This is a genomic window from Dietzia sp. (assembly GCF_036741115.1).
In the GTDB taxonomy this organism is placed as follows: domain Bacteria; phylum Actinomycetota; class Actinomycetes; order Mycobacteriales; family Mycobacteriaceae; genus Dietzia.
In genome coordinates this window covers 7,836-18,002 of sequence record NZ_DAINST010000056.1, presented here as the reverse complement: position 1 = coordinate 18,002, position 10,167 = coordinate 7,836, and the positions used below count along the sequence as shown (strand labels likewise).

The 10,167-nt window shown below is 70.0% G+C and carries 10 protein-coding genes and 2 pseudogenes; 8 read left to right on the top strand and 4 right to left on the bottom strand.

Annotation, left to right across the window (positions count from 1 at the left end; translation table 11 throughout):
• A partial coding sequence (locus V7E05_RS09790) for an ABC transporter permease (RefSeq protein ID WP_333619471.1) occupies positions 1 to 856 on the bottom strand: 856 nt, incomplete at its 3' end.
• A 114-nt stretch (positions 857 to 970) separates the two neighbouring features.
• Here V7E05_RS09790 and V7E05_RS09785 point away from each other — a divergent pair.
• The 7 genes from V7E05_RS09785 (at position 971) to V7E05_RS09755 (ending at position 7,132) form a co-directional block, all read left to right on the top strand.
• Positions 971 to 1,582 carry a TetR/AcrR family transcriptional regulator gene (locus V7E05_RS09785; protein WP_333619470.1) on the top strand — a complete coding sequence of 204 codons (612 nt, stop codon included), beginning with the start codon at positions 971 to 973 and terminating at the stop codon, positions 1,580 to 1,582.
• A 109-nt stretch (positions 1,583 to 1,691) separates the two neighbouring features.
• Positions 1,692 to 2,537, top strand: coding sequence for an LLM class F420-dependent oxidoreductase (locus V7E05_RS09780; RefSeq protein WP_333619469.1), 846 nt, complete (start codon positions 1,692 to 1,694; stop codon positions 2,535 to 2,537).
• A gap of 77 nt (positions 2,538 to 2,614) precedes the next feature.
• Positions 2,615 to 3,262 carry a hypothetical protein gene (locus tag V7E05_RS09775; protein ID WP_333619468.1) on the top strand — a complete coding sequence of 216 codons (648 nt, stop codon included), beginning with the start codon at positions 2,615 to 2,617 and terminating at the stop codon, positions 3,260 to 3,262.
• Positions 3,262 to 3,666 carry an MGMT family protein gene (locus tag V7E05_RS09770; RefSeq protein ID WP_333619467.1) on the top strand — a complete coding sequence of 135 codons (405 nt, stop codon included), beginning with the start codon at positions 3,262 to 3,264 and terminating at the stop codon, positions 3,664 to 3,666. The genes V7E05_RS09775 and V7E05_RS09770 overlap by 1 nt, the downstream gene beginning before the upstream one ends.
• A 45-nt stretch (positions 3,667 to 3,711) precedes the next feature.
• The gene (locus tag V7E05_RS09765; RefSeq protein WP_333619466.1) at positions 3,712 to 5,037 is read left to right on the top strand and encodes a DUF4185 domain-containing protein; all 1,326 of its coding nucleotides are present in this window, start codon (positions 3,712 to 3,714) and stop codon (positions 5,035 to 5,037) included.
• 79 nt (positions 5,038 to 5,116) lie between these two features.
• Positions 5,117 to 6,331 (top strand): cytochrome P450, encoded by a 1,215-nt coding sequence (locus V7E05_RS09760; protein WP_333619465.1) that lies wholly within the window; start codon positions 5,117 to 5,119, stop codon positions 6,329 to 6,331.
• Positions 6,332 to 7,132 (top strand): SDR family oxidoreductase, encoded by an 801-nt coding sequence (locus V7E05_RS09755; RefSeq protein WP_333619464.1) that lies wholly within the window; start codon positions 6,332 to 6,334, stop codon positions 7,130 to 7,132.
• On the opposite strand, the gene V7E05_RS09750 is transcribed toward V7E05_RS09755, so the two are convergent.
• Positions 7,129 to 7,980, bottom strand: a complete 852-nt coding sequence (locus V7E05_RS09750; protein WP_333619463.1) for an ABC transporter permease — start codon at positions 7,978 to 7,980, stop codon at positions 7,129 to 7,131. The two genes, V7E05_RS09755 and V7E05_RS09750, sit on opposite strands and share 4 nt — an antisense overlap.
• 123 nt (positions 7,981 to 8,103) lie before the next feature.
• Here V7E05_RS09750 and V7E05_RS09745 point away from each other — a divergent pair, with 123 nt between their 5' ends.
• Positions 8,104 to 9,072, top strand: coding sequence for a R2-like ligand-binding oxidase (locus V7E05_RS09745; RefSeq protein ID WP_333619462.1), 969 nt, complete (start codon positions 8,104 to 8,106; stop codon positions 9,070 to 9,072).
• Between the two features lie 121 nt (positions 9,073 to 9,193).
• On the opposite strand, the pseudogene V7E05_RS09740 reads toward V7E05_RS09745, so the two are convergent.
• Positions 9,194 to 9,424 (bottom strand): annotated as a pseudogene (locus V7E05_RS09740) (carboxymuconolactone decarboxylase family protein); the annotation flags it as partial.
• 255 nt (positions 9,425 to 9,679) lie between these two features.
• Positions 9,680 to 10,167: pseudogene (locus V7E05_RS09735) on the bottom strand (NAD-binding protein); the annotation flags it as partial.

Here is a 10,167-nt window from a genome sequence, read left to right as displayed (position 1 = left end):
GGAGGCTCATCCCGATCGCGAGCCACTCGAGCGCGAAGGGCGCGGGGAGGAACTCGAACCAGACGTCGAGCACGAGGTAGAGGGCGAGCGAACCGACGACGGTATAGGTGAGCACGCCGGCGAGGCGACGCCACGTCCCCTTGAGGGTGAACGCGGTGACGACGCCGCCGATGATCCCGCCGATCGTTAGCGGTAGCGACGACAGTGCGAGACCGGTGCCGTTGGGATCGGCCTCGGGGAGCGGCGCGACGTCGGTGATAGTCGGGCCCTCGAGGGCCTTGTCCATCGCCGCGGTGCGCTGCTCGGCGGGCGCGTCGGCCGGGATCTGCGCCGCCTGCCCCTTGGCCATGTTCTGCGCCGCGCTGGTGATGATCGGGGCGACCTGGGTGTTGGCGGCCTTCGCCGTCAACACCTCCATCTGTCCGTCCGGCCCGGAGGGCAGGACGAAGGCCCCGTAGGCGTCGCGATGGGTGATCGCGTCGACGGCGGCGTCCCGGGAGTCGGCGCGGACGAAGGAGAAGGGGAGTGCCGTCCCCCGCGCGGCCGAGGCCTTCTCGGTCTGTGCGGTGAACTGCTCGTACTCCTGCTCCGAGGCGACGACCTGCACGGGGAGGTTCTTGGGTTCGGAGGCGAAGGAGGGCCAGAGGAACGCCAGCACGACGAGCGAGACGATCACGGCGCCGAGCACGCCGGTGAGGAGCGCGCGCGGCCACGGGCTGGGCTGCGGGTCTTGGGCCTGTGCCTGCGTTTCTGTCTGCGGCTCTGCATTGGCCTCTCCGGCCGGGTCGACCGCGTGGAGCGTGTCCCGTGGCTCTTTCCGGTGGTCCTCCCGAGGATCTTCCCTGATTCCTGCCATGTCATTTCTCCTGTTCGAGGCTGATATCTTGTCCAAAAGGAACGTTCGCTCGGTTTAAGGTACGGCTCGGGGGTCCTCGAATCAAGGGGAATGATCATTCTGTATGGTCGTTTCATGCCCAGGATTTCGGAAGAGCGCAAGGCGGAGCAGAAGGCGAAGATCGTCGGTGCGCTCCTCGACTCGATGCGGGAGAAGGGGATCGCGGACACGTCGATGGCCGACGTGATCTCCAGGTCTGGCCTGTCATCTGGCGCCATATACGGCTACTACTCCTCGAAGGACGACATCCTCCTCGACGCCGCCCGCGAGGTGGTGGGCAGCCGGGTCGAGGTCTTCGATTCCTTCGTCGCCTCCGCGCCCGTCCCATCCCCGCCGGAGGTCGTCGAGCGACTCGTATCCGACCTCCCGGCGTTCGTCGTGGAGAAGCGCTCTCTGCTGCAGATCTGGGGGCTGGCGACGACGAACCCGGCGATCGCCGCGATAGGTGTCGAGTCGATCGGGACGCTGTCCGGCGGCGCCCGGGCCTACCTCGAGGCGTGGTTCCGGCAGGAGGGCGACGCCGATCCGGCCCGGCGGGCGGAGCTCGCGGCGCCGGCGTTCCTCGCGCTCGCGCAGGGGTACATGATCCAGACGGCCATCGGCCTCCCACTCGAACCGCGGGGTTACAGGAAGGCAGTCGACGCACTGTTCCTCGGACTGCAAGGGCTTACGGAAGGCGAGCGCTAGCAGGGTTCGCTGCAAACGGGGCTCGGGCAGAACCGAGTCCGGCTATGGTGTCGATGGTCACACCCTGCGGAGTCGCACCTCGGCCCGCGCACATGGAGGAGCTCCGGCCTTGGATTTCGGCATCACCTTGTTCACCTCGGACCGCGGACCGCGACCCGAGAAGCTCGCGGCCCACGCGGAGTCGCTCGGCTTCAGCTCGTTCTATGTTCCCGAGCACACCCACATCCCCGTGGACAGGGAAGCGCTCCACCCCACGGGCGGCAAGGAGCTGCCCGACGATCGTTACCGAAGGACGCTCGACCCGTGGGTCGCATCGGGTGCGGCGGCGGCCGTCACCGAGACGATCCGCCTGGGCACGGCCGTGGCCCTACCCGTGGAGAGCGACCCGATCGGGCTCGCGAAGACCATCGCCACGGTCGATCACCTGTCGGGCGGGCGCGTGACCCTCGGGGTCGGCTTCGGCTGGAACCTCGACGAGCTGCGCGACCACGGCGTGCCCACCGGCCGCCGCCGCACGATGCTCCGCGAATATCTCGAGTCCATGCGCGCGCTGTGGACCGAGGAGGAGGCCGAGTTCCACGGGGAGTTCGTCGACTTCCCGCCCTCGTGGGCTTGGCCGAAGCCGGTGCAGCAGCCGGGCCCCAGGACGCTCGTCGGCGCCGCGGGAACGAAGAAGAACTTCCGCTGGATCTGCCGCGCCGCGGACGGGTGGATGACCACCCCCATCGAGAACGACGCGGTCCAGGGCATCGAGCAGCTCCGCGAGATGTGGGGCGAGGCCGGCCGCGAGGGGGGCCCGTACACCGTGATCCTCGACGGGCAGCCGGACCCGGCGAACCACGAGCGCTGGCGCGCGGCTGGGGTCGACGAGGTCGTCTACGGCACCCCGGACAAGTCCGAGGCGGAAGTGTTCGCCTTCGTCGAGCGGCTCGCGGGGAAGCTCGGGCTGCTCTGATCGCTGCCGATTCCGGTGGGTTCCTGCGCGGTTCGACATTCGCGCGAGCTCGTTCGGTGGCCGCTATTCTCGAGGGCGTGCCGGAGAAAGTGCAGGGAAGCATTCCGGGGGTCGACCCGGACGGAGTGGTCGCGTTCGGCGGCGTCTTCGAGCCCGCGAGCACGTCGCGCGCACAGTCGATCGTCTCGCTCACGGCGCGCTCGGTGCGGCTCGCCAAGGCCTTTCCGGTGCTCGGAGCCGGGGCGGGCGCCCCGCTTTTCGAGCTAGAGGACTACGTCCGTGCCCGTGAGGATGTGTTCGTCGCCTCGGTCAACGACATGCTCTACGACAAGGCGGACCTCTTCGACAGCTTCCGCCGCCGGTCCCCGGTCCCGGCGCCGGACACCGTGCTCGAGACCATGCTCTACGCGCTCTTTCCCACGAAGTCCGCGGCCGAGGCGCTCATCGCCACATGGGGTCGCGGCATGGTCGACGAGGTCATGCGCCCGGCGACGAAGATCGGCACGGACCGCCTGTACTACGCGATCGGCGACTACCTGGGCGCCTGGTTCGCGCAGGACGGAGCCGATGATGCCGAGGGGATGGCATGGGCGTGCGCGCCCATCGTGCTCTCGCTGATCCAGGGCTTCGCCGTGCAGGTGACCATCCGCGGGAACATGAATCCGCGGCAGTACGTCGCCGGGATGCGCGTGCTCTTCGAGTTCCTCGGGCCGGACGGGGATTGATGCCGGGTCAAGATAATGGCCCGGGTATTGGCTCGTACCCAGGCCCCGACCCACGCTCCGCGACCTCCTCTCCGTGGCCACGCCTCGAGCTGCTCCTCGAGCGGCTCCCCTCCGGCTACTGGACCTCCTACGGCGACGTCGCCGAGGTCCTCGGAACCGGGGCACGGGCCGTGGGCACGCGCCTCGCCCGGCACGGCGGAACCGGCGCCTACCGGGTGCTCCGCGCGGACGGTTCGCCGTCGGCCGGCTTCTCGTGGTCCGATCCGGCAGAGCGGCGCTCGGTGCGCGAGGTGCTCGAGTCCGAAGGCGTAGCCTTCGGCACAGGCGGAAAGGCGGCGCGCGAACGGCGCCTCGGGCCGGCGGATCTCGAAGACCTCCTCGATCTCCCCGTTCGGCCGGAGTAGCCGCACGTCCCGCGCCGAAACGGGGAGGGGAGAGGCGGGGAACCGATGGCACGATTCGTCCGAGAACTCAGCGGCCCGGAGGGCACCGGCAGGTTCGGGGCCCCGGCCACCGACCTCGGCTACCCGGCGCCCACCAATCACGGCTACACAATCACGATCTTCGGCGACAGCTTCGCCGACCACGTCGGCGGCGCGGACTGGCGCTCGCCGATCGGCTTCCGCCAGTCCAACCAGGACATCGAGAACGGAATCGTGTGGGACAACGCCATCGGCGGGGCGCGGGCGAAGCAGATGATCAACTACCGCCACGCCGGCGGCCCCGATAACGGCCGCCTCCCCGACGGGTTCACCAACATCCCCTGCGATCTCATCCACCTCCCCGACGGCCGCTACGTGATGACCACCTTCGCCATCAAGAGCTGGGCCTCCGTCACCGAGGGGAGCAGTTGGGAGACGTTCCATTCGCGGATGTGGACCTCCACCGACACCCACGCCGAGAACTGGGTCCGCTCGTGGGACCTCGAGGCCGATCACGGGAACTTCGACTTCCCCAACGCCGGCGTGTGGCGGCACTTCCAGAACAACACGATGCTCCTTTTCCCCAGCCGCGACGAGGTCTACATCTACGGCACGAACTCGGGGCGCTGGCACGGCGGCGGGATCCATCTCGCGCGCGTCGACTGGCGCAGGATGTGGGAGCGCTCGGCGTACGAGTTCCTCGGCCGCGACTCCTCCGGCGCGTGGGGCTGGCGCCGCGCGGGCCATAGCGCCGATCCCGACGGCCGCGGCGCGGACCCCTCGAGCCCCATCATCGAGCCGACGGTGCCCGGATCGGCCATCGGGGAGCTTGGTTCGCAGGTCATCGACGGGCAGGTGGTGCTGTCCTACCTCGATGGGCCGCTGGGCGCCGTCACCCGCACAGCTCCCGCACCCGAGGGGGCGTGGACCCTGCCACGCGTCCAAGTGAGCTGGCGCGAGGAGCCGTTCCTCTACGCGCCGACCATCCACCCGTTCTCTCGGCCCGAGCGCGCGCAGATGCTGCTCTCGGCATGGCCGCACGACGAGAAGGGCACGGAGTTCTACGGCGTTCGGCAATGGGAGGTCTCGCTGCTCGGGATCACGAACGCCGACCTCGCGGCCTCTCCGGCGCTGGCCCCCGCGGTCGAGGGGCTGGTGGGCGCCGGTTCGTTGGGCGACGGTTCGGTCGGCGCTGGGCCGACGGGAGAGGGGTCGGCGGTCGAGGGCGCGCGCGGCCTCCTCGCCCCGGAACTCGGCCGGCTTCCCGAAGCCGATCGGGTGGCGGCTCTCGCCGCTTCCGCGGATGACGGCGTGCAGCGCGATCACCTCGAGGTCGTGCTCGCGGGCGGATGAGCGCAACCCCCGCGAAGCGCCGCGAACCCGCACGACAAAGTGGGTAGACACGTGTCCATACGGGTGTACAGTTCGGTATATGACGACTCAGGCCGCCTTCTTCAGCCCGTACGATTACGCATTCCACGAGGACCCGTACCCCGTGTACGAATCGCTGCGCGCGAATGCGCCGGTGTTCCACAACTCCGAGCTCGGCCTGTGGGCGCTTTCGAGGCACGCAGACATCGCGGAGGCGTTCCGCGACGATTCCACGTTCTCCGCCGCGCTCGGCGTCTCGCCGGATCCCGCGGCCTACGGCAAGCACGCCTACAAGACGATGTCGTTCCTCGCGATGGACGATCCGCGCCATAACCAGCTCCGCCGCCTGGTCAACAAGGGGTTCACGCCGCGGCGCGTCACGGGTCTGTCCGAGCAGATCACCGCGCTCACCGAGCGCTACTGGGGCGAGTGCCTCGACCGCGCGCGGGCGGGCGAGGTCGTGGACTTCATCGCCGACTTCGCGGGCAAGCTCCCCATGGACGTCATCAGCGAGCTCATGGGCGTGCCCGAGGAGGACCGCACGCGGCTGCGCGCTCTCGCGGACGAAGTCATGCACCGCGACGAGGACGTCTTCGACGTGCCCGAGACCGCGATGACCGCCTCGCTCGAGCTCATCGTCTACTACCAGGGCCTCGTTGCCGAACGGCGGGCCGAGCCGAAGGACGATCTCACCTCGGCACTCATCGCCGCGGAGGTCGACGGCGACAAGCTCTCGGACGACGAGATCATCTCGTTCCTCTTCCTCATGGTCATCGCGGGCAACGAGACCACGACCAAGCTCCTCGGCAACGCGCTGTACTGGGCGGACCGGAACCCCGACGTCAAAGCGAAGGTCTTCGCGGACCCCGACCGGGTCGAGGACTGGGTCAACGAGACCCTGCGCTTCGACACCTCCTCGCAGATGGTGCTGCGGACCACGTCGAGCGAGGTCGAGGTCGCCGGCGAGCGGATCCCCGAGGGCGAGAAGGTCCTGCTGCTCATCGGTTCGGCGAACCGCGACGCCGAGGTCTTCGATAGGCCCGCGGAGTACGACATCGACCGCGGCTCGTGGGACGGGCTCATGAGCTTCGGAGTGGGCACGCACTTCTGCCTCGGCGCGCACATGGCGCGCCTCGAGGCGCACATCTCGCTCCGCGCGATCCTCTCCACCCTCGAGGACTTCTCGCTCGACGGCGGCGAGGTCCGCGTCCACTCCTCGAACGTGCGCGGCTTCTCCTCGCTGCCCATGCGACTCGTGCCGAAGATGGAGGCGTAGATGGGGCGCTGGAGGAAGACCCCGTTCCCGCTCGATTTCCCGCAGCATCCCGAGAGGCGCCCCGCGCTCGTCGTGGGTGCCTCCTCGGGGATCGGGCGGGCGAGCGCCGTCGCGCTCGCCGCGCAGGGGCATCCCGTCGCCGTCGCGGCGCGCCGCGTCGAGCGGCTCGCCGAGGTCGTCGAGGCCATCGAGGAGGCCGGCGGCGAGGCGGTGGCCGTGGAGATGGACGTCTCCTCGGATTCCTCCGTGGCCGCGGGATACGCGGCGGCCGCCGAGGCGCTCGGCCCCATCGAAGTGCTCGTGCACGGCGCGGGCCACTTGCAGATGGGGCGCATCTGGGAGATGACGGCGGAGGAGTTCGGCGCCCAGGTCGATCTCCATCTCGTCGCCGCGCAGAGGCTCGCTGCGGTCGCGGTGCCTCCGATGGTCGAGCGCAGGCGCGGGGATTTCGTGCTCATCGGATCGGACACCGCGTGGACCCACCGCGCGCGCAGCGGCGCCTACCCCTCGGCGAAGGCCGGAGTCGATGCGCTGGCCCACCAGCTGCAGTACGAGCTCGAGGGCACCGGGGTGCGCGCGAGTGTGGTCCGCCCCGGGCCGGTGGCCACGGAGATGGGCACCGATGTCGACGAAGAGACCCTCGTCGCCGTGATCGGCGACTGGGTCCGCTTCGGCCACGGGCGGCACCCGCGGATGTGCACCCCGGAGCAGCTCGCCGCAGGAGTGTGCTCGGTGGTGGGGCTATCGCGCGGGGCGTTCGTCCGCGAGCTCGAGATCCAGCCCGAGGCGCCGATCGACTAGCGCCGGCCGGCCGGCGCGGATTTGGCCGCAGACGTGGCCTTGGACGCAGCCTTGCTCGCGGACGTGGACGTGGACGTGTCCTTTGCCTCGAAGCGCCCCCGGGCGGCGAGGCCCGACGTGAGAACGGTGGCGACCGCGCCGACGGCGAGGATCGAGATCATCACATAGAGCTGCATGATCGCTGCGTCGACTACGGAGGCTCCGCCGAGCACCATGCCGACGAAGGCGCCGGGGATCACCACGATGCCCACCGACTTCGTCTGGTCGATGGCGGGGAGAAGTGCCGTGGCCGAGGCCTCGCGGCAGATCTCCGTGCGGGCCTCCACGTCGTCGAAGCCGAGGGAGAGTGCGGCCTCGACCTCTCCGCGGCGCGCCACGAGTTCCTCGAGGCACCGCCTGCCGGCGAGCGTCGTGGTGGTCATCGCGTTGCCGAGCATGATCCCCGCCGAGGGGATGAGCGCGAACCCGTCGAGCGGGAGCGCCCCGAGCGCGGCGAGCCCCGCGAGGACGACGAAGGTGGGTAGGGCGACGGGCACCCAGCACGTTGCGACGACCGACCACGCGGGTCGGCGCTTCGCTATCCGCGAGGCCGAAGTCCACGCGGCCACCGCCGACATGAGCACGAGGAAGAGCACCGTCGCCCACAGTCGGTCGATAACGAGTGTGAGCACGCCTGCGAGTGCGGCGAGCTGGAGTGCCGCGCGGACCGAGGCGATCCCCGCGTCCCGCGCGTGGCCCGTGCTGCCCCAGCGGTTGACGAGCACGGCGACGACGGCCAGAACGACGATGCCGATCCCCAGGGGAAGTCCGATATTCACCATCGTCGAGTTGCCATCCACGAGGGCCATTATCGGGCATTCGGGACGGGATCGCGGCGCAGGCGGGAAAGTGACCCACACCACAGCATTCGGGGCTAGGCTGCGGCCAGAGGGGTTCCGAGCGACCCCGGACCACCGGCGAGGAGGAGCACCATGACCACCATCGACCAGGGCGCCGCCAGGAGGACCGGATTCTCCACGCTCCACGGGGGCGGACTCAACTGGGACGTCTTCTCGCTGCGCCTCTTCGCGAAAGGGAACGCCAAGCACTGGGATCCGGCGAGCATCGATTTCTCCCGCGACCGCGAGGACTGGCAGTCCCTCACCGAGGACGAGCTGCTCAGCGCCACCACCCTCGTCGCCGAATTCGCGGCGGGCGAGGAGGCCGTGACCGAGGACATCCAGCCCTTCATGTCTGCGATGTCCGCCGAGGGACGCTTCGGCGACGAGATGTATCTCTCGCAGTTCTGCTTCGAGGAGGCCAAGCACGCGCAGGGCTTCCGCCTGTGGATGGACGCGGTAGGCCTCGACACCGATCTCCACAGCCATGTCGATACCAACCCGTACTACCGCGAACTCTTCTACGAGCGGCTCCCCGATGCACTCCGCGCACTCTCCGCGGACCCTTCACCGCGCAACCAGGTCGTCGCGAGCGTCACGTACAACCACGTGGTCGAGGGGTGCCTCGCGCTCACCGGCTACTACGCGTGGAACCAGATCTGCACCGGGCGGGGCATCCTGCCAGGGATGCGCCAGCTCATCAAGCACATCTCTGACGACGAGCGCCGCCACATGGCGTGGGGGACCTTTACTTGCCGGCGGCACGTCGCCGCCGACGATTCGCTGTGGGACGTCGTCTCCGAGCAGATGGGCGAGCTGCTCCCGCTGATCCTCGGCAGCATCGAATGGGACAACGACAAGTTCGAGACGCCGCCGTTCTCCGGCGAGGACCACGATTTCGCCGGCTACGCCGCGGACCGCGCCCACCGCCGCCTCGGCGCCATCGAGTCCGCGCGCGGTCGACCGGTCGAAGAGATCGACCTCGACTACTCAGCGGCGGCACTCGAGGACACGTTCGGCGAGGAGGACGCCGCCGCGCTCGCCGAGACCATCGGCTCCTGACGGCGGAGGTCCGCTTCGGTTCGGCCCCGCCGGTCCCTGCAGGCCGGAGTTCGCCGAGCTCCGCCCGGCGGTCCACCGGCAGGCGCCGGCGCAAGGGCGGAGCGGAATCCGGCGGGCGGCGTCAGTCGCGCTTGGGTTTCTTCGCCCTGGACGCCGCGACCTTCCCCACGACCCCGTCGAGCGTGGTGCCTCGCGGCCAGCCCGCGTAGTAGCAGAGGAACAGGGCGATCTCGTGGAGCTGATCGGCGTCGAGCTCCCCGTTGTCGAGGGCTGCGCCGAGCTGGATCTCGGCGACGCCGAAATCCCCCGCCGCCGTGAGAGCGCCGAGGAGGAGCAGCCGCCGGTCGCGGTCGGTGAGCCCCTCGCGGTTCCACACGTTGGCGAAGAGGTGGTCGGCGGTGTGCGCGAAGAACGCGCCGCGGCCATCGGACATGTCGAAGCCGTAGACCTCGGACATGCGCTGGAGCCCCTCGGAGCGGATCTCCGCGGCGTCGCCGGGGATTGCGTGGGCGGGGAGGGCGTCGGAGGGGACGGGCCGAGTACGCGTGGGGGTGTTCGCCTCGGCGGAATCGCCCGCGGCCGAACCCGCGCCCGCGCCCGGCGGTGCGAGGCCGAGCGCCCCGGCGAGATCGGAGAGCGCGCGGCGCGTGAGGGGGAGATCGACGCCCTCGCGCTCGCCGAGGTCGAGGGCGAGTGAGAGGTCCTTCTCCCCGAGGCCGCGGACGTGCCCGAAGACGCCCTCCCAGAAATCCCCGGCCGGGATCGGGGCCGCGGTGTCGCGGTACATAATTGCCCCGGCGCCGCCCGTAATGGCGTCGGTATGCCGGACCACGTCGCCGAGCGCCTTGACCGAGAGCCCACCGGCCTCGGCGAGCCGCGCCGCCTCGCCGGTCGCGGCGAACGAGACGAAGTGGAGGAGGTTGCGCGCGAGCTTCATCCGCGTGCCTGCGCCCGGGGCGCCGGCGTGGACCACCAATCCCGCCCAGAACTCGAAGACGTCGTGGACCGCGGCGAAATCCTCGTCCGAGGCCCCGACCATCGTGGCGAGGCGGCCCTCTTCGGCCCCCTGGGCGCCGCCGGACACCGGAGCATCCA

Coding starts and splice junctions, on each gene's coding strand:
- V7E05_RS09750 (WP_333619463.1), bottom strand. CDS start 7,980: ATGGCCCTCGTGGATGGCAACTCGACGATGGTGAATATCGGACTTCCC.
- V7E05_RS09755 (WP_333619464.1), top strand. CDS start 6,332: ATGGGGCGCTGGAGGAAGACCCCGTTCCCGCTCGATTTCCCGCAGCAT.
- V7E05_RS09765 (WP_333619466.1), top strand. CDS start 3,712: ATGGCACGATTCGTCCGAGAACTCAGCGGCCCGGAGGGCACCGGCAGG.
- V7E05_RS09785 (WP_333619470.1), top strand. CDS start 971: ATGCCCAGGATTTCGGAAGAGCGCAAGGCGGAGCAGAAGGCGAAGATC.
- V7E05_RS09770 (WP_333619467.1), top strand. CDS start 3,262: ATGCCGGGTCAAGATAATGGCCCGGGTATTGGCTCGTACCCAGGCCCC.
- V7E05_RS09760 (WP_333619465.1), top strand. CDS start 5,117: ATGACGACTCAGGCCGCCTTCTTCAGCCCGTACGATTACGCATTCCAC.
- V7E05_RS09745 (WP_333619462.1), top strand. CDS start 8,104: ATGACCACCATCGACCAGGGCGCCGCCAGGAGGACCGGATTCTCCACG.